At 34.4% G+C, this 19509-nt stretch carries 21 protein-coding genes and 1 pseudogene; 8 read left to right on the forward strand and 14 right to left on the reverse strand.

All coding sequences use genetic code 11. The annotated features are described in order from the left end of the window. The first annotated feature begins 178 nt into the window (after window positions 1-178). From FJQ98_RS19595 to FJQ98_RS19605, 3 genes are all read left to right on the forward strand, one after another. Complete coding sequence (locus FJQ98_RS19595; RefSeq protein WP_053595289.1) at window positions 179-1822, forward strand: pyridoxal phosphate-dependent decarboxylase family protein; 1644 nt, start codon at window positions 179-181, stop codon at window positions 1820-1822. After that, on the forward strand, window positions 1797-3503 hold the full coding sequence (locus FJQ98_RS19600; protein WP_241774578.1) for a methyl-accepting chemotaxis protein: 1707 nt from the start codon (window positions 1797-1799) through the stop codon (window positions 3501-3503). Before FJQ98_RS19595 ends, FJQ98_RS19600 begins: the two co-directional genes overlap by 26 nt. 352 nt (window positions 3504-3855) lie before the next feature. Further along, complete coding sequence (locus tag FJQ98_RS19605; RefSeq protein ID WP_143114840.1) at window positions 3856-4110, forward strand: hypothetical protein; 255 nt, start codon at window positions 3856-3858, stop codon at window positions 4108-4110. A 106-nt stretch (window positions 4111-4216) separates the two neighbouring features. Here the strand turns inward: FJQ98_RS19605 and FJQ98_RS19610 are convergent, their stop codons facing one another. The 10 genes and pseudogenes from FJQ98_RS19610 to FJQ98_RS19655 form a co-directional block, all read right to left on the reverse strand. Continuing rightward, on the reverse strand, window positions 4217-5158 hold the full coding sequence (locus FJQ98_RS19610) for an SDR family NAD(P)-dependent oxidoreductase (RefSeq protein WP_053595291.1): 942 nt from the start codon (window positions 5156-5158) through the stop codon (window positions 4217-4219). Window positions 5159-5238: 80 nt separating this feature from the next. After that, on the reverse strand, window positions 5239-5808 hold the full coding sequence (locus FJQ98_RS19615) for a TetR/AcrR family transcriptional regulator (RefSeq protein WP_053595292.1): 570 nt from the start codon (window positions 5806-5808) through the stop codon (window positions 5239-5241). 150 nt (window positions 5809-5958) lie between these two features. Next, window positions 5959-6384, reverse strand: a complete 426-nt coding sequence (locus FJQ98_RS19620; protein WP_053595293.1) for a GatB/YqeY domain-containing protein — start codon at window positions 6382-6384, stop codon at window positions 5959-5961. Between the two features lie 295 nt (window positions 6385-6679). Continuing rightward, window positions 6680-6919 (reverse strand): hypothetical protein, encoded by a 240-nt coding sequence (locus FJQ98_RS19625; protein ID WP_053595294.1) that lies wholly within the window; start codon window positions 6917-6919, stop codon window positions 6680-6682. A 329-nt stretch (window positions 6920-7248) separates the two neighbouring features. Next, the gene (locus FJQ98_RS19630; protein ID WP_053595295.1) at window positions 7249-8007 is read right to left on the reverse strand and encodes a formate/nitrite transporter family protein; all 759 of its coding nucleotides are present in this window, start codon (window positions 8005-8007) and stop codon (window positions 7249-7251) included. Between the two features lie 706 nt (window positions 8008-8713). Further along, complete coding sequence (locus tag FJQ98_RS19635; protein ID WP_053595297.1) at window positions 8714-9127, reverse strand: GNAT family N-acetyltransferase; 414 nt, start codon at window positions 9125-9127, stop codon at window positions 8714-8716. A gap of 105 nt (window positions 9128-9232) precedes the next feature. After that, window positions 9233-9916 carry a VOC family protein gene (locus FJQ98_RS19640; RefSeq protein WP_053595298.1) on the reverse strand — a complete coding sequence of 228 codons (684 nt, stop codon included), beginning with the start codon at window positions 9914-9916 and terminating at the stop codon, window positions 9233-9235. 115 nt (window positions 9917-10031) lie between these two features. Further along, a pseudogene (locus FJQ98_RS19645) lies at window positions 10032-10370 on the reverse strand (cupin domain-containing protein). A gap of 292 nt (window positions 10371-10662) precedes the next feature. Further along, window positions 10663-11415, reverse strand: a complete 753-nt coding sequence (locus tag FJQ98_RS19650; protein ID WP_053595299.1) for a GNAT family N-acetyltransferase — start codon at window positions 11413-11415, stop codon at window positions 10663-10665. Window positions 11416-11622: 207 nt separating this feature from the next. After that, window positions 11623-12126, reverse strand: a complete 504-nt coding sequence (locus FJQ98_RS19655) for a GrpB family protein (RefSeq protein ID WP_053595300.1) — start codon at window positions 12124-12126, stop codon at window positions 11623-11625. A gap of 370 nt (window positions 12127-12496) precedes the next feature. Between FJQ98_RS19655 and FJQ98_RS19660 the strand changes: the two genes are divergently transcribed. Next, window positions 12497-13366 (forward strand): cation diffusion facilitator family transporter, encoded by an 870-nt coding sequence (locus FJQ98_RS19660; protein WP_053595301.1) that lies wholly within the window; start codon window positions 12497-12499, stop codon window positions 13364-13366. A 171-nt stretch (window positions 13367-13537) separates the two neighbouring features. Continuing rightward, window positions 13538-13945: a GNAT family N-acetyltransferase gene (locus FJQ98_RS19665; RefSeq protein WP_053595302.1), complete on the forward strand. Its 408-nt coding sequence runs from the start codon at window positions 13538-13540 to the stop codon at window positions 13943-13945. 146 nt (window positions 13946-14091) lie between these two features. On the opposite strand, the gene FJQ98_RS19670 is transcribed toward FJQ98_RS19665, so the two are convergent. From FJQ98_RS19670 to FJQ98_RS19680, 3 genes are all read right to left on the reverse strand, one after another. After that, the gene (locus FJQ98_RS19670; RefSeq protein ID WP_053595303.1) at window positions 14092-14607 is read right to left on the reverse strand and encodes a GNAT family N-acetyltransferase; all 516 of its coding nucleotides are present in this window, start codon (window positions 14605-14607) and stop codon (window positions 14092-14094) included. Window positions 14608-14997: 390 nt separating this feature from the next. Continuing rightward, window positions 14998-15573, reverse strand: coding sequence for an IS30 family transposase (locus FJQ98_RS19675; RefSeq protein WP_201406732.1), 576 nt, complete (start codon window positions 15571-15573; stop codon window positions 14998-15000). Next, the gene (locus FJQ98_RS19680; protein ID WP_201406520.1) at window positions 15512-16069 is read right to left on the reverse strand and encodes a helix-turn-helix domain-containing protein; all 558 of its coding nucleotides are present in this window, start codon (window positions 16067-16069) and stop codon (window positions 15512-15514) included. The genes FJQ98_RS19675 and FJQ98_RS19680 overlap by 62 nt, the downstream gene beginning before the upstream one ends. Window positions 16070-16273: 204 nt before the next feature. Between FJQ98_RS19680 and FJQ98_RS19685 the strand changes: the two genes are divergently transcribed. Both FJQ98_RS19685 and FJQ98_RS19690 read left to right on the forward strand, forming a co-directional pair. Beyond that, window positions 16274-17308 (forward strand): YdcF family protein, encoded by a 1035-nt coding sequence (locus tag FJQ98_RS19685; RefSeq protein WP_053596255.1) that lies wholly within the window; start codon window positions 16274-16276, stop codon window positions 17306-17308. 483 nt (window positions 17309-17791) lie between these two features. Continuing rightward, a complete protein-coding gene (locus FJQ98_RS19690; protein WP_053596254.1) occupies window positions 17792-18316 on the forward strand; it encodes a SpoIIIAH-like family protein in 525 nt (174 codons plus the stop codon). A 190-nt stretch (window positions 18317-18506) separates the two neighbouring features. On the opposite strand, the gene FJQ98_RS19695 is transcribed toward FJQ98_RS19690, so the two are convergent. Then, entirely contained in the window at window positions 18507-19259 is a 753-nt protein-coding gene (locus FJQ98_RS19695; protein WP_053596253.1) for an alpha/beta hydrolase, read from the reverse strand. A 78-nt stretch (window positions 19260-19337) separates the two neighbouring features. Between FJQ98_RS19695 and FJQ98_RS27310 the strand changes: the two genes are divergently transcribed. Next, window positions 19338-19457, forward strand: a complete 120-nt coding sequence (locus FJQ98_RS27310; RefSeq protein WP_277815966.1) for a tyrosine-type recombinase/integrase — start codon at window positions 19338-19340, stop codon at window positions 19455-19457. Window positions 19458-19509 lie beyond the last annotated feature (52 nt).

The raw sequence follows: 19509 nt of genomic DNA on the forward strand, positions 1-19509 counted from the left end.
TATTACTATTTTTCTTCCTATTAACATAAATTAGATTATTTAGAAATGTCGAAAATTTCTTTTCTAGAAAAATATAAATTCATTTTCTGTTATAATATGTTATTATTATTTTAGTAAAACGACCTATTTTTATGGAACAAAAAAATAGAGGAAAAATGAACTATAAAGGAAGCTGAAAATGAAAAAAATCCAACAATTATTCCAAAGTGAAGATGGAAATATCGAACAAAGAGAGAATTTTTTATCCCTATTAGAGAAAATTGTTTCCTCGTTAGATGAGTTAAAGAATCCAAAAACAACAACTCTTGGACCAATGAAAGAGCGCTCTGACAATTTCTATAAAGAGTTAATGCAAGAAAATCAAGTACCAACTTCAGGTGTCGGACTTGATCAGGTTGTGGATGAATTAACACAATTGATGCAAGGACATCCTTACCATACACACAACTTTGTCACAAATGTTTTGCCAATGGCTAGCATTCCCGGCATATTAGGCCAATTTACTAATGCTCTGCTTAACGGTAACAATCTATGGGATGTATACGGACCGGCTGCCGCAGAATGTGAGGTAAAGGTAGTAGCAATGATGTCCAAGTTAGTTGGCTACGACTATACACAAAGCTTTGGTTATACAACATGGGGAGGACAAGGGGCTGTTTTCAGTGGGCTTCGTCTTGCGATCGCTAAACAATTCCCGAACGCAAAGGAAGATGGCGTACCAAATAATTTATATTGCTTCGCTTCAGAAAATGCTCATTACAGTTTATTAAAATCCATTGAAGCAGTCGGTATCGGTAGTAAGCATTTAATTCGTATTAAAGCTGGAAAAGACCATTCTATGGATATCGAAGACTTACGTATGCGTATGACTGAAGTTATCGAAAATGGTGGTATTCCAGTGTATGTAGTTGCAACAACAGGCGCTACAGATCAATTTGCCATTGATGATGTACAAGCAATCAAAAAAGTTACAACTGACCTTGAACAAAAACATTCCTTAAAACCTATACATATTCATGCTGATTCAGCTTTAGGTGGTTTTTACGCCTTTTTCAACGATTATGACTTTAAGGCAAATCCACTTCAATTAGAGACTGATGTTTTACAAGGACTAGAACAAATTAAAGAACGTATGCAATATCTACCTATTGCAGATAGCCTTTGCTTCGACTTCCAAAAGCTTGGTCAAACACCGTATTTAACAAGCTTATTCTTAATAAAAGAAGGAAAACACTTACAGCTATTAGATATTGAGGACTTCGACACACCTTATGTAGGCAATCGAGGTTATGGTTCTTATCATACAGGCTATACACTAGAGTGCTCTCGTATGGGTAGTTCAATTGCTATTTATGCTGCATTACAGGCGTTTGGTAAAGAAGGCTACCAACAAATATTAGCAAATTATGTGCGTGTAAATTTAGCATTCCGTGCGCAGTTAGCTGAGAAAACTCCTATGTTACAAGTAGTCAATGAGTCTAATATTGGGCCAGTCACAGCCTTTCGTTTGTATCCTGAAGGTTTTAATTGGAAATCTGAACAGTCAGGTAGCTATACACAAGATCAAATTGAATATATTAATGGTATAAACGCTTCTTTATTTGAAATTATAGGAGAAGGTCGCGACGAAGTATTTTTCGGTGATACAACACGTGTTTGCACTGTCAGCACAAGTGATACAAAACAACAACTTCCAGTCGCTGCTGCAAAATTCTTTTCTATATCTCCATATACTGAAACAGAGCATATTGGAGATATGATTCAATTTTTACAACAAAAGGTTAAAGTATTGGAGGATGCTAAAGTTGAGTATAGTCACTAAATTAAAGAGTTCTTTACTCTATAAATATATTGCAAGTTTTACTATTCCTATTGCCATTATTTCGTTATTATTTAGTGTGGTATTATTCGTTACGTCTTATCGGATTATCGATAATAATGTTATCACACAATTTGAGTCATCCTTAGAGGTTATATCTAAAACTATTTTTGAAGATATAGACAAAAATGACATCAAAGCTGCAGATAACGGCGAAAAAGATAAATATGAAGAAATATTAAATCAATTAGATGAAACACTTAAAAAGTTTGATATTGAAAATGCCTACGTACTTTCACGTGCAAATGGCAAAGAACATATTGTTGCATTAAGCAATGAAGATAATCATCTAGAGGACTATGTTTTCAGTGATGATATGCATGAAGCACTAGATTCTGGAACCGTTCAAACAAGTGATATTTATAAAGATGAATACGGTACTCATAAATCGATTTTTATACCATTTAAAGATACTGATATTCTTTTTGGTTTAGATATGGACGCTTCCTTCATTTCTAAACTTCAAACAGAGACTCTTTGGATTTGTATTGTTATGACCGTGATTTTTGTGATATTTGGTATTATTGTGGCTTATTTCATAAGTAAAGGCATTATTAAACCAATTAAAAATATGACTAGTTATGTTGGCAAGGTGGCAAAAGGTGACTTAGCTGTTGAGCCACTTCAAATACAGGGTTCTAATGAAATTGCACAGCTTTCAAATGGTATTGAAAATATGACAGAAGATTTACGCTCACTTATTCAGCAAATTGCTGAAAATGCTGAACAAGTAGCTGCCATGTCAGAGGAGTTAACGGCAAGCTCTGAGCAAACAAGTGCATCTATTCAACAAATTACATCTTCAATGCAAGAAGTCGCTGCAGGTTCAGAGAAACAAACTTCCTCTATTGATGAAGTAGAAAATCATATTACAACAATCTCCACTAAGATGTCAGAAGTTGTATCGAGTGTTAGTGATGTCACTGCTAAGGCATTTAGTGCATCCTCTATTTCAGAAAAAGGCAATACGACGATTCAAAGTGCAACTGAAAAAATGGTTGTAACTTCTAATGCTATTCAAGAGACTTCAGAGGTTGTTAAACGTTTAAGCACATACTCAAATGAGATAGGCGACATTGTAACTTTAATTAATGAGATTACTGATCAAACTAATTTACTCGCTTTAAATGCATCTATTGAAGCAGCACGTGCTGGTGAGCACGGTAAAGGCTTCGCGGTTGTAGCCGAAGAAGTGCGTAAACTTGCTGACCAATCATTAGCAGCTACGAATAGTATTCGAACACGTATTGAAACAATTAAGGAAGAGTCTGCCCAAGCTGTAAAATCCATGGAAGTTAGTAGTAGTAACCTTGCAGAAAGCTCTACTACCTTTAATGAATCAGGTGAAGCCTTTGGAGAAATCTATTCGCATGTTACTGCTTTAACTCAAGAAATGGATCATGTCAATAATATTATTACAAATATTAATGAAGGTGTTGGCAGCATTGCAATTTCTGTAGAAGAGGTTGGCGTAGTAGCCGTTCAAGCATCTGGAAACATTCAAAATGTAGCAGCTGCTTCTGAGGAACAATCCGCAAGTATCGAGGAAATCACTGCATCTTCAAATAATTTAGCTGAGATGGCACAGGAACTTCGTAATATCACACAAAAATTTCAGTTATAAAATAAACTAAGGTTCATTACCAAAAGTTGTGGATGACATTTGTTAAAACATATGTCATGTATATAGGTTGATTGGAGTGGAGGCTGGGCGACTCCTTGGGGATTAGCGTCCAGGGCACTGAAAAACTAAAGAAATTCATTTTTTATATTATAAATCTGTCTTTTATTGGATTTAGAAACTCAAAAAAGTCGATTAGCATCACATTTTTGTGGCAAATCGACTTTTTCAGTGCCCTCGATTAGCGTCACAGATGAGACCCTGGAGCGAGTGAAGCGGGGAGGGGAACGAAGGCTAAAAGCATCACGTCCTGTGATAACGCCTTCGTGACCAACATCCTGTTGCTGCCGCTACGTTGCACTACGCTTTCGCACAGAACACATTTGTTGCCCCGACGCCCCCAGGAAGCTCTGCTCTGCGCGAAAGCGTAGCGACAGCAACAATGTTTTATCTGTGCGAAAGCGTAGCGACAGCAACAACAAATGTTTTCTGTAGCGAAAGCAAAGCGGCAGCTACAATTGTTTTATCTGTGCGAAAGCGAAGCGTCAGCAACAAAGCGCCCAGTCGGAACGGAAATCAACCACACGTTATGGTGATGAGCCAAAACTAAGCAATACTATTCTTCTTTCTGATAACAAAATCCGCTATACTTTTTATGGGTAAGTTTCTCCCAACAGAAGTCTATGCGGATTTTTTATTGGCTTTTAAAAGTGCTCCTATTTTAGTGCTCTCTTGTTCATCCATAAAATCGTTTCTTCTAGTCCTACTCTATATGAAGTACGTGGTAAAGCTCCTATTTCCTTTTCGTATTTTTCCCCACTTAAAATGACCGGTTCTTCTGTTAAATACAATATTTCAACCACTTCTCTCATAGAAGGAGAAAATATTCCAATCATTTGTACCATCCCTTTAGAGACTGTACGAATACCTTTTTTGTAGTCTGTAATTTCGCGCAAAATTTTTATTAGTTGCTCCCCTGCAATTGGATGAACGGCTGGCACGTTCCAATTCTGATTATAAGTGTCATCTCGTAAAGCAAGCTCAACCATAGCCTTTGCAGCATCTACAGTATAAAGGAATTCCCTTTCCACCTGCATATTTCCTACAAAATTAGCTTTTTTACCTTGTGTAACATTTTTTAATGTTTCATAGAGTATTGTATTCTCTGCATTTGGTCCATACAAATCAGGGAAATGAACGATTAACGAGGGTACATTACTGTCTTTTAATTTATTTTCCATCGTTAAACGAATTTTCCCTTTTTTCGTTTGTGGTTCCTTTCTAGCCTGCTCTATTACAGGGTTTGTTGATTGTCTTCCATATGCATAAATATTATCTACAAGTGCAATTTTCGCTCCTTGCCTTTCGGCTATGTTAATCACCATATCTAAGCATCGAATATGCAGCTTTTCCCAATTCTCATACGGAAAACTAATAGCATGAAAAATAACATCCACACCATTTGAAGCTCTCATCATTTCCTGTTCATTAAAGGCATCACCCGAAATGATTTCGACATTTTTATGATGCTGAAAAAGTGCATCTAATTTTTCTTTATTTCTAGCAAATGCCTTCACCTGTATATTTCGTCCAACTAATTCATTAACAAGAGCATAGCCCATACCACCAGATGCCCCAATAACTAATGCTGTTTTCAAACTCTATTCCCCCTTTTATTAACCACTGGTCAAATAACTATTAAAAGCTAGCTCTAGATTTTTTTCTAGAGCTACTCTCTTTATATTAAAGCTTTGACAAGAAATTTTGCATGTACATCTACCGCTTCTTTTACTTCCTCATAATTTTTTACATAATGTCGATAATGTGCAACAAATCCATGAAGAGCAATAAATGTAGAATGTATATCTGAAAGCAACAGTTCAGTCTTTGATAAGAACTGTACAGATTGAGCAAATTTTTGATAACTAAGGTTCGCTGCCTCTTGTGAAAGTCCATCAACTTCACTATCTCTCATCATAAACATTAATTCATATTGGCTTTGATTATTTAAACCAAACGCCATATAGCCCACAAAAACGTTTAGCAATTTAGTGTTATTATCCCCAGGGCCATTCACTGTTTCATCTAAAGTATTATTTAATTCAGAAAAATAATCACCTAAAATTGCGTAAAAAATTTCTGCTTTATTTTTAAAATGATAGTAAATTGCCCCATGACTACAGCCAACCTCTTTAGCAATACTTCGCATCGATACTTGATGAAAATCCTTCGTGATAAATTGCTTATGTGCTTCATTTATAATCATTTCTTTCGTCAAATCTTTTGTTGACGGCTTACGTGGTGACATATTACCCTCCTTATTTGACCAGTGGTTAATAAATAGTATATTTAAATTTTCACTATTTGGCAATAGTTACACAAGCATGGATCAAAAAATAATGTATGACTAAAAAAACGAACCCCTACTGCTTGAGTGGGAGATTCGTTTTTAATGATATTAAATAAGACCCTTCACAATTTTTGAAATGACAGCACCATCTGCTTGGCCAGTTAACAGAGGTTTTGCAATTTTCATCGCTTCACCCATGTTCATCCCTTTTACAACGCCAGCTGTCACTAATTTTTCTGCAATTTCTTCTTCAGTTAATTGCTTCGGTAAAAAAGATTTTAATAGGACTAATTTTGCTTCCTCTTTTTCAATTAAATCATCTCGCCCTGCATTTTGAGCACCGTCTAAAGCCTGATTTGTTTGCTTTACCTCACGATTAACGATAGCAATCTCTTCTTCAGACGATAATGCCTCTCCCTTTTCCTTCTCAGCTAAATCTAGGGCAGATTTCAAAAGCGATAGTACGCCTTTTGCTAATACATCCTTTTCTTTCATTGCCTTTTTTAATTGTTCAAATACCTCTATTTTTAACAATATTTTCACTCCTTATAGCCATTTATTTCAAATAAGATTATACCATCAATTGCGCCTTAGGGTAATGCGTCCGGATTTTGAATTGTGCTTGCACCATTGACTCCTTCCAAAATCCGTGACAACCGCCAGAAGGTTTTATCTTCTTTCAGTTGGTGTTTGGCTGGAGTCTTCTCTGATTGACGCTCCGCTTTCGCCTATAAAACATTGCTGAATGAAGATAAAAAAATACCGTAACCTCAAGGGATACGGTATTTTAATATCAATTATGTCTCGGCATAATTGATATTAACTTCTTTCAGCAGATGTCTTTTGTGCCGAAAGCGTAGCGACAGGTACAGGTGATCTTCTCATCTAATCTTCTCTCAACCGCTTCGATTTTCTCTTCTAATCTTCTTTCAACCGCTTCGATCTTCTCTTCTAATCTTCTTTCAACCGCTTCGATCTGTTTCTGAAGATCTAATTTCATGTCTTGCATTTGATTAGAAAGTTCCAAGATTGCTTGAAGGATGGTATGTTGATTCACTTCTTGTTCCATTATCGTCTTCCTCCTCTCTTTTATATAAATTGCACTATCTATTAATTTCACAACATTAATCACATTGACATAAATAAAACAGGTAGAGTTACATAAGCAACTCTACCTGTCATTCTATCTATGATTTATTTCAAAGTCAAAATATTAATAGATGGAATTTGTCAAGTATTCATCCGTTAATTTTACTTCATATAATCGCATGGCATTTAACTTTTCTTTATATGTATCAATATAAATAAGCCTTTTACAAACTTCTATTGCACATAGTATTTTTACTAGTTGTCCAACTATGGAAATAATGCTAACTGCAATTGCAATTGTCAGAAATATTACTCTCTGCCATTTACCCAATAGACAAAACCAATAACGGCTCCCCCAATAATATTACCTAGCGTTACGGGTAATAAATTTGAAATGGCTCCAGCAAACGATACGAGTTCACCATGAGGTAATAAGAGCGCAAGGGAAAACAATGTCATATTTGCTATACAATGCTCAAATCCAATTGTAACAAAAGGGAAAATACAGCAGAAAATCATCACTAATTTCCCAGTCTCAGTTTTTAATTTATAGGTACACCATACGGCCAAGCATACAAGCAAATTACATAAAATACCTCGACATAAAAGTTCAACGAAGCTACCACTCATCTTAGCTGTTGCCAGTTTTTCAATGTAAGCTGCTATGTCTCCACCTGCTAGCCCCGAGTAAAAAAATAATGCGGCTGCTAAAAGAGAACCAAAGAAGTTTCCTATGTAACTAAACGTCCAAATGCCCAACATCTCTAATGGTGATGATTTTTTTGATAGTGTACTAACCGTCAATACTAGATTATCACCGGTAAATAAATTGGCACCAGCCATCATGACCATACTAAGTGCCACACCAAATGCTAGTCCTTGTACGATCTTCATACTCGGTACCCCAGTTGGACTTAATAAGCCGCCAATAGTAGTGATGAGCAAAATTCCAAATCCGATAAAAAGTCCTCCAAAAATAGCTAACAATAAATAATTAGCAGGCTTTTGCTTCATCATGTTGATTTTTGTCTCAGCTGTTGTACAAACAGCAGAAATTGTCTCTTTCATTCTTTCATCTCCCAAACAACATCAAACTAATTTAATAACTCATTTATAACGCTGATCCCAAGTAGTCACCCAATTTCCACTCTAATTAACTTATAAACAAGGCTTACATTTTAACAAATATTATTCTAAAATATCGTTAATTAGCAAATTTAAAGTAAATTTCACCAAATAAACATATATTCATGTATTTTAAAGATTACTTTTGTTTTTCTTTAAATTTATTAGGGTTAAAAATGGGGTAGTTGAGAAGACGTTGATTTCTGCTACGTACTACTCGCTAACAAGTGGCAATACAGGGATTGCCCTAGTAGCAATTGCAGCTTTCGAATTTGCATGCGGGAGGTGTCAGTGAAAAGCGTACAAAGGTTGTTAAGGCATATGGAACGGAGGTTGTACCTTTTTCAGATGTCCCAGAAATGGTAGCTGCCTTTGAGGAAATCGAGGGTGACTTTGTTAAAACGAATCAATTATGCCTCGGCATAATTGCGTCCAGAGGCTTTAGGCCAATAGATGTTTTTTGTGCGAAAGCGCAGATAAATTGCCACAGGACGTGGCGTTCTTAGACTGAGTTCCTCTATTTCAGCGGATGTTTGGACACCCGCTGAAAAGTGACTTAAAATCGCATTTATCTCACCACCTTTAGAGGTGGGAGACTTCTGTACCTGCTTTGCTTTCGCGAATTTAGAAGTGAGAGTTTTACTTTCGGTTAATGCGGAATAAACAACATCATTCCTGGAGCATCGGGATCACGTTCTGTAAATCCAAGTTTTTGATAAAAATGCTGCTTGCCCTTTGCACATGAAAGCTGAATCCATTTGATATTTTCTTTTTGACAATGCTCTAACAAGACCTCCATAACCATTGTGCCAACCCCTTGTCGTTGATAAGTAGGGTGCACCATCACATCACAAATAAAAGTTTGATAAATGCCATCTGAAATAATTCTCCCATAGCCAATTAATGTCATATCATCATAAATAGAAGCACTATACCAACTGTTAGAAATTGCTTGATATAGTTGATCATACGTATAAAGCCCTTTCGCATTCCAGCCTGTTGTTTGATGTAAAGCTTTATATGCCTCAATCGATGGGTTTGATTCTCTAATTACGTAAGCCATAAATATCCCCCTTATCATTTATGAATAAATATACAACATTTAGTTTATTTATTCAAACATAACTATAAGGAGATTTTATGATTTAATAGACTAACACTAACTTTTTTATAGTTGCGAAATGGTAAAATCACCATTCTCGGTCATACATAGTTGCAAGTTTTTATTGATCTCCATCTTAATAGGACTAACAATTGCTTTTTTATTAGAAAAATACCAAACACGTTCACTTGGTCCTAAAAGCAAATTTGCACCATCCTCATAATTCCCCATAAACGTGAGAGCATCTGAACAAATTTCGTTATTATTCATTGGAGTTATACCATATTCTCTTAAACTATTGGCTACTGAATAAATAGCATCCGTCGTTAAATTCATTTCACCAATATTTAGTACATGCTTGGCTGAAAAAGACTCGGCATCCTGTTTTTGATTTACTTCCTGTCTTGAAATGAGCTCAATAATATTTCCTTCTGGATCATAAAAATAACATGAATGAGCCTTTAATGTATCAAAATATACTTCATCCTGACCCTCCGAAAATAATAATTCCGCATGTTTTTTTCCCCAGCTTTTCGCTTGTTGAAATAAATTACATGGAATATTTAATGCAAAATGATATTGTTTTTTAACAGAAGAGGGTATTTTTTTAAAAGTGATAATACTTTCACCAGCTGCCATCTCAAAAAAATTATCGGAATTCTTTATTAATACAAATCCTAAATGATCGCAGTAAAATTCCTTCATTTTATGTACATCATACGCGTATAGTTTCACCTTTGTAATCTTCATCGTATAGCATCTCCTTTGCAATTTATAGTATTTACTATATTAACTAAAGTAAATGAATACCTCATGCAAAAGAATGAAGAATACAGATTATGCATTTCAAAATGAAAAAATTACTTTATAGTTGTATACGATTGCCTCTACTATTTGGTTCTGAAATGACCAAAAACTCTACGTCTTCCTTTGAATCATTTCGCATCTGATGTGGTTTATGGGGTGGCACTTCAATTCCTTCATTCTTCTGTAGGACGATACGTTTTCCATCAATTTCAATTGTTGCTGTTCCAGATAGCACAAAGAAAAATTGTTATGCGTGATGATGATAATGATTTATCTCTGCTGTCTTAGCGAGCATACGCACATGAATGATACTGAGATCATTATTCTTAACTAAATGCCAACCATCACATTGATCTCCCCATAAATAATGATCTGCATACTGTTTGCTAATTTTCAAAATTAATGTCCACCTTTCTTTATTTTGATTCTTATGGATATTTACCTAATATTTCTATAAAATATTAATAAGGAATATTAACTTTCAAAAATTTCACATAGTAAGGAGTGAGAACGTTGAATATCAAAAAACAATTGCTGGGCACTGTACTCGGCTATATGCTAGCAATATTAATTGCATACATCTTTTTCGATTATTTTTCCTGGTCGTTTACTCTAGGTTCTTTAATAGGTATTTGTTTATTTGCTCTAATTTTAAAGTTCATGAGAAGGAGTTAAATTCCCTCCCCTATTTATAATGAATTTAATAACTTTTCAAACTTGTTTGCACTCATAATTTCATGTGTAATGAACTGACCATTGTAAAATAGTCCAAAGGTAGTCCATACGATAGGTGCACTCTGCGCTTCATCTTTCGTCATTAGTTGATATGCATGAAAAGGAATGCCCCTTTTCTCTGCTATATTTTTTAAATCATCTATAACACCTACTGCAAACGGGCATTGGGAAGTGAAGTATATCACAATGCCATTGTTATTGGATAAAGAATTTTTCACCTGTAATTTAAATGAAGGATCCTCTGCACAATCATTAAATTTATAGACAATTAGCTCAAAATAAGGTGCTACTTGATCTACAACTTTAAATCCTAAATGTTCAAAAAAACGCTTATCACTCAAAAATGGAAGCTTTTTCTTCCCTACTATATGTACAATGCCATCCATCCCTTGCGCTAGTGCATCTTCCTTACACTTTTCAAACAGTCTTCTAGCATGATTTTGATTTTTGTATTTACCTGAAACCCATAGGCAATTAATATACATATAATTTGGTGCATCAATAGGAACCCACGCTTTAGTTGCAGGTAAATATTCAATAAACACCTTTGCCCGATCATTTAAACGATAAAAAACTAACCCCTCATCCATGCGGTTAATTAGCCATTTTTTCTTTTCCTTTACAGCTTGCTCGTATTGCTTCGCACCAAGTGCACAACATATATGCTCCTGTTCAATATTGTTCCTAGTAATTTGAATATAATCCACTTTACCATCCACCTCTTTATTTACCCAAATTAGGGCTCATTACCATAACGTGTGGTTGATTTCCGTTCCGACTGAGGGCGTCCAGCGTTCACTCCAATTAACTTATATACAAGGCATACGTCTTAACAAATGTCATCCACAACTTTTGGCGATGAGCTAAAATTAGCAACACTATTTACCTAATTTTACATTTGCATTTTTTCAAGATTATTCCTTACAGTTTTTAAATTCCAAAGTTTTCATTAATCTTTGAAAAAATTGATCTTTAGCTTCTCTATAATCATCCATTGACTTATTTTCGTATTCTTTTTTTAGGCTATTATATTCTTCAAGATAATTTTTATTTTTCAATAGAACCTCTCTAAATTTCCAAAAGAAATCAAATTCGGATTCAATGACAGTTAACTGTACACCTAAAGGTGGATTACTGGTATCATCTTTAAATGCTCTAAATGTATCCGTTTTAATACTTTCATCATTTCCTTCGTATAAACTTGACAGTAATTCTTCAGCTTTTGAAAATTGCTCAGCACTAACACGTACCTGAATGTCTACATCACCTTTAGTAATACTATTTGGGATAGCTGTACTTCCAACATGCTGGACATCAGCAGCTGGCAATAATTTTTTAATTTTAGTTTTGTGAATTAGAAAAAATTGTTCATTTTTTGTAGTGAACAATTCGTTATCAAAAAAATTAACCTTTTCCACATTATCGCCCCTTCTTATTTTTGAAACTTTTCTATTTAAGGTTCGAATCCTGAATGTCTACTAAATACTTCATCTTTCGAAAAAATTTTTAATTGACGATATAATCCACACTCTTTTCCCTAATTATACCATTTATTTAACTATAGTTCTTGATGTATGGCTTCTTATCCATCTGTTTAGTTCTTTTCACATCACTTTCATCTCCTAAGAACTAGTATATGAAATTTTGCAGACTGTTTATATAAATTTTTCCTTATGCAACTTTTTTTCACACTAGTTATTTAATAGTAATGAGGAAAAAACGTTGCCATAGACCCACACAAAGTTTACTTGGTATCATAAATCTATATTTAATTGGAGGTGATTTAAGGTGAATTCATCAAAGATTGCATTTTTATCTGTTATTAGTAATTCTACTGTTGTCACTTTAAAAATTATCGTTGGATTGTTCACTGGATCGGTAGCAATTTTATCTGAAGCAATCCATTCTTTTCTAGATTTACTCGCTTCTTTAATTGCCTTTTTCTCCGTACGAATCTCCGGTAAACCAGCTGATAAAGAGCATCCCTACGGACATGGCAAGATTGAAAATATTTCTGGGACAATTGAAACACTGTTAATTTTTGTTGCTGGGATTTGGATTATTTATGAATGTATTCATAAAATTATCACTCCTACCCCTATCAAACTCCCAATTCTAGGAATACTGGTCATGTTATTTGGCGCTTTAATTAATTTTGTTGTATCAAGGATTGTTTATAGAACTGCAAAGAATACCAACTCTGTTGCCATGAAATCAAATGCACTCCATCTACTTACGGATGTCTATACATCATTAGGTGTTGCCTTGAGTTTATTGATTGTCCATTTAACCGGCTGGTATATTTTGGATCCGATCATCGGTATTATATTAGCATGTTATATTATGGTGGAAGCTTTCCAACTAATGAAAGAAGCATTTCCTCCATTATTGGATGCACGATTATCAAAGGAAGAGGAACTACAAATTATTCAAATTATTGAATCCTTTGAAGATGAATACATTGAGTATCACGATTTTCGAACTAGACGTTCCGGCGCAGAAGAATATATCGATTTCCATTTAGTCGTAGCATCAAATAAAAGCATTGAAACCGTTCATGATTTATGTGATCGTATTGAAGAAAAAATTAATAGTATCTTTCATCAAGCCAATATTCTTATTCACTTAGAACCAGAGAATGAAAAAATAAATGAATGATTTGCAAAATGACCAGGTCTTTATTATAGTACCTGGTCATTTGTTTATTCGCTGAATACACTTGATTTTTTCACGAAACAACATTTACATTTATTCTAAAATAAGGATATTATGGTATGTAGCAACTGCCATCATATGATTTTAATTTCCCATTATAAGGAGGAAAAATTTATGCAATACAACATCTCACAAGAGCAAAATGATCGTAAAAAATCTTTAGTTAATAACAAGCTTTACGAATACAATTTAAAACATTTTCCGAACGATTTAAGAGGCCGCTATCAAGAAATCAATCTCTTCCTGACAGATGAAAATGATCAAATCTGTGGTGGTATATTGGGGGAAATTTGTTGGAATTGGTTAGAGATACATACCCTTATGATTGATGAGGATATTCGCGGTTTAGGCTATGGATCGAAATTATTAGTAGAAATCGAACAAATTGCTTTACATAACAAATGCGATTTCATAAAAGTAGATACTTTAAGTTTTCAAGCATTAGATTTTTATCAAAATCACGGATATCAAGTCTACGGTACATTGGACAATGTCGGAAGGGATCATCAGCACCACTATTAAAAAAAGAATCTTTCATAAAATTCCCCTTAACAAAAGATAGATAGGAACTTCCTATCTATCTAAATAATGTATTGTGCTTAATTCAATAATCATCTATATAAAGTATCAAAAAGTTGTAGTTGTAATCACTTGGTCTTCATTATGCTTCACAATTGCAACTTATTCTTTTGTAATGAATATATATCATGAATTTTATTAAAGATAAACGACTCCTTTTCCTTCATAAAACCATTTTTTTCAGCCACACGAATGGATGGTCCATTTTTAGAATCAATAATACTTATTAATTTTTCTTGTCCCAAATATGAAAATCCATATTCCACACAACCTTTAGCTGCTTCAGTTGCATATCCTTTAGACCAATATTTTTTATGAATATGGTAGCCCACTTCCACTTCAGTTTTTCCATCTACTATTTGTTTAACGAGGCCGCAATCTCCAATTAATTCTTTCGACTCTTTTAAACAGACAGCCCATAAACCATAACCATCTTCTCGATATCTTTGTTTATTTTTCTCAATCCAATTTTTAGTTTGTTCTAAATTAAATGGTGCCGGATAATATTTCATTGTTTCAGCATCTGAAAAAATTGTGTAAAGGACAGAAATATCCTCATCATTAAATTCTCGTAATTCTAACCTTTCTGTTTCCATAATTATCATTATAGTCCCTCCTTGTATGTGTTACTTGCAAATGAATGTAATTTCCTTTTAATTTAGATGTACAATTAGCCATATTTTCAAGATTTGTATACGAATTAAGTAAAAAGGATGTAATTTCAAAAATCTATGCTAACATATAGGAGCTTAAATAAAAAAACACAGCCCTAAATTGCAATTACAAGTTGAACACTTTTTTTAAAAAACACCCCAGAGGTTCCTTTGTCTTCTGTTTGTCGGTCGGCGTAGTCCGTTCAACCTGTGTTGGCTAGATCTGCAAGGCGGTTTCCCTTGTGGATCTAGCCAGTACAGGTTAGGATCTGTAGCTGACTGATGAACAGGAGACTTTTCTGTTTGGAGGGAGGCTCAGGGGTGCGGGGTGTCCCCGCGGTCTTAAGAGACGAGTTTCTGAAGTTCCTCTTCAAACAGTTCATTTGGTGTCTTGTAGGCAAAGATTTTTCTTGGTAGGTTGTTCATTGCCCTCTCAATCATACGAATTTGCGTCCGGCTATAATCCTCAATCGCATGTCCTTTAGGGATGAAACGACGGATGATTCCGTTGTGGTTTTCATTTGTTCCACGTTCCCACGAAGAGTATGGATGAGTGAAATAGATATTTATCCTATCACCAAACATTTCTGACAACCTAGCGAATTCAGAACCATTATCTGCGGTGATTGATTTAAAGACCGCAGATGTGTATTCACCGAATTCTTCGAGGACTGAAGAGAGTGCGTAGTTAACTGAGTCGGCATCTTTCCCGTCCATCTTTACGATGAATTCACGACGCGTTTTGCGTTCAATCAAAGTTAATAGTACATCATCTTCTTTATCCTTGCGCCCTACGACGGAGTCAATTTCAAAATGACCGAATTCTTCACGAGATTCAACGCTATCAGGACGTTCTTCAATACTTTTTACCGAGAACTGTCTTATTTGGGCGTTGCGTTTTCTTAACCTTTTTGGTATTTCGACGTACCTTTAAGAGAAGGTCACTGTTTCGAGTTTTCAGAAGACCCAGCTCGATATAATGATAAAGGGTCTTTGTTGAGATCATTTCATCCGGAGAAAACAACCCTTTGAGCTTCGCAAGACCAACAATCGCATCTGGAGATAGGGTCCTTGTGCGATCAAGTAATAGTTCGTCAACAAATGCCAAGAATGCCTTCACACGCCCAAACTTCAACGGTTTACGAGAACGAGCCACATTTCGATCTGTTACAGCTTGACCTGTTTCAGCAAGATATTGCGTTGTGTAGATATGTTTTCCATTGATTTTTTTTACTTGAGTGGTCGTGCCACGAGCAAGTTCATTGTAGATTGTCCCGCGCGAAACCTTGAGTTTTCGCGCAAGTTCGCTCTTATTTGTAATTCCGGCATTCAAATAGCCTTGAAGTTCTCCACGTTGAAACTGTGTAAGGCGTGGTTTCTTATTCGTTATTTTTATGTTATTCTGTTCTAGCATCGTATTCGAAATCCCTTCTTATTGATTGGTGTAGGAACCTCAATAATACACGATTTCGCGTACGATGTTTTTATTTTTCTAAAGTGTTCAACTTGATTCTACTATTCGCCAAAAAAACACAGCTTAATATTTAGTATTTTCTTTAGTAGATACTTTGTATAAAATAGAACAATCAATAATATATAGTCGAGGTGTAAGATTTTTATGTATTTTGGAATTATTCCGCTTATCCTATTTTTTATTTTTCTGTATTCTTACTTGAAAGATCCAAGGAAGATAATAAATGGTTTTTTATTTAATGCCTTTTTTTGTTCATTTCTTTTATTTTGTACGATTGCTTCTTTAGCATCTGAAAATAGCGTTTTGAAACTTATAGCTAACATCCCACTTTTTTCTCTTTTCTTCATAATACCTTTTGGAATTGTAGCTTTAATGCTCGGCTTATTTCTAAATGCAAGAATCTTAATAAAACGAGAAGGAAGACGCTTAGCAAACTCCTTAACTTTAATCGTAGCTATCATTATTCTATTATTTATTGTCATGCCTATTATTAGTCCATCCAGTTTGTTCTCTACTATATTCCAACCTTTGTTCGGTGGCATATCGTTGATTATTTTTTATTTCTTGATTCATTTATCAAACTTTTTAACTGCCTATTTTCTTTATCAGTTTAATAAACCGAAGTATAACCAAGATTTTATCATCGTGCTAGGCAGTGGTTTAATTAACGATCAAGTACCACCACTTCTTGCAAGTAGAATTAAGAAAGCCATCGATTTTTATCATAAACAAGTAGCAGTGACCACACCACCAACAATTATTTTCTCTGGAGGACAAGGTCCCGATGAAAATCTGCCCGAAGCGGAAGCAATGCAAAAATACGCTGTTGAAAAAGGAATTCCTCTTGAGCATACTGTGCAAGAAAATCGTTCTGTAAACACCTATCAAAATATGTTATTTTCGAAACGAGTTATGGATACGTTAAAACCAGATGGTAAATACAACAGCATCTTTACAACAAATAATTTCCATCTTTTCCGTGCTGGTCTATACGCTAGACAAGCTGGTCTAAATAGCCAAGGTATCGGCTCTAAAACAGCATTTTATTATTGGCCCAATGCAATGGTTCGTGAATATGTTGCAATTGTTGTAATGGGGCGAAAAAGACATATGAAAGTTGTTGGGACAGTTCTCGGAATTTCTCTATTCCTTTCTTTATTTTCCCTATTATTCTTTTAGTTAACTATAAAAATTAATCAACAAAAGGCTACTGAATCGTAATATTCTAGTACCCTTTTATTAGTCGTTGACAGTAGGTATTTTTCCCCTGTAGCCACAAACTGGACATGCAATAATACGTTCGTTTATGACACCTGTTTTAAATGCGAATGCAAAACTTATTTTTGATAATTTAAAGCAGTTTCTACAAATCGGACATACAAAATAAGTTGTTTTCGTATAACTGCTGGCATATTTATAAATAAAAATAAAGGCTAGAATCAAAATGAGTAGTTTTTGGATAAGTCCAAAATAACCAGTTAAATCATTAATTACTTACTTCTTGCCATTAAAATAATTTTATTACATATAATTTAAAAATAAACGATACTGCTACTTGTGTTCATATATTTTCTTTTTATTCATTTATAAATTTCTCATGAAACAGACATTGAAAAGAAGCTTAGTGGGATTTCACCAAATTTATTGATGGAGGGACAGTGAATGCACCTACAAAAAAAATCGTCTTGGTTTCTTGCATTATTAACTCTAGTAGCGGTTGTTTCAGTGTTTTATTTGATGGATTCTACAAAACAATCAAAAGAGGATATTACCTTGTCTGTAGATACAGATCAAAAAGCAACAATACAGAGTGTGACAAAGGAAGTTTCTTCTCCAAGCCCTTTATTTGAAGAAACGCGCCTACAAGTAAGTAACGAGAGAAACCAACTTCGTCAAAAGTTAACGCAACAAATTACATCAGATCAGTATTTTGTTGAGGAAAAAAATAAGGCATCAATTGAAATGGATACTCTTAATAAAGAAGAATCTACAGAAACGATGCTTGAGATGCAAATTAAGGCACTAGGCTTTCCTGATGCTTTAGTACGAATAGAAGGAGAAGAAGTTTCTGTAACAGTGATGGCAAAGGAACTATCAAAATATCAAGCAAATGAAATTATCTATCTGGTAAAAAAAGAATGCGAGGATGCAAATGTGCAAGTTAAATTCGGCGCAAATAATTATTGAAAAATAGAGAAAAAGGGTTTTCATTTTACAAAAAACAGCGTCAATGAGGATTATTCAATAGTAATAATACCGATAAACCTCCAACGTGGAAATAACATCCATATATGTCACAAAAAGAAATTCTTGCTATCTCTGCACATAAAACCTCTTTTATTTGTTTTTCCCGGTCTGAAATTCCCCCATTTAAATGCTACAAATTAAAAAAAAACAAAATATCTTTTACTATTTCTTCTTGATCTTTCCCTAATGTCATTAAATGCTTAGATTCTTTATAACCTTTAATCTTTTTTACATATGAATTGACATTATTATATACAACATTAGCGCTATGTGAGTACAATTCATCATCTTGTTCACCATAGAGAATTGCAATTGGAACTGATATTTTGTCAAGATTTTGAATGGTAGACTTAATGAATTGTTGAAATACAATTAATGAATCTAAAGACATTTGATTAAATATATCAATTTCTTGAGAAATTTGAAATGTTGACTTCCCCTCTACTTTTTTGTAATTGTATGCATAATTTATTATTCTTCTTTTGAGTCGTTCTGGCTCCCTATCAATCGGTACTGATAATACAATCGCTCGCTCTATTCTTTCCAACTCTGCAAGTTTCAATGTAAAAATGCCACCTATAGACAAACCTATGACAGAAATTTTTTGGAATCCCTCGCTAATTAAAAATTGATATGAGTTAACTACATCTTGCCACCAGTCATTTACGTTATATTGTAGTAACTGTTCCGGAGCACATCCATGACCTCGGTAAAGTGGTGCATAGCATGTGTAACCTTTTTTATGTATATCAATTGCAACCTTCTTCATATCTCTAGTATGGCTTGTAAACGAATGTAAAAGTAATACAGCATGATTATTACCTTTTAGGTAAATTTCTTTAGCAGGAAGTATCTTTATCACAAAACCAAAACCTTTCTTCACAAATACTAATTCTTAGTATAAAGATACTTTACCAAAGTTGCCAATTATCTAAATTACCCCATCTATTATTTATAGATTGTGGAAGACCATCATTTCAATTATCACTCTTTACGACATACTCATGCGCCTATGTTAATCGAAAGTGGTCAATCAATTAAAGCTGTCCAAATAAGAATAGGACACAGCAGGTATCAATAAAGACCTCTATGTCCTGGTGGCATGAAGGTGGCAGAAAAATTAGCATTAATAT

The sequence above is a fragment of the Lysinibacillus agricola genome, from assembly GCF_016638705.1.
Taxonomy (GTDB): Bacteria; Bacillota; Bacilli; order Bacillales_A; family Planococcaceae; genus Lysinibacillus; species Lysinibacillus agricola.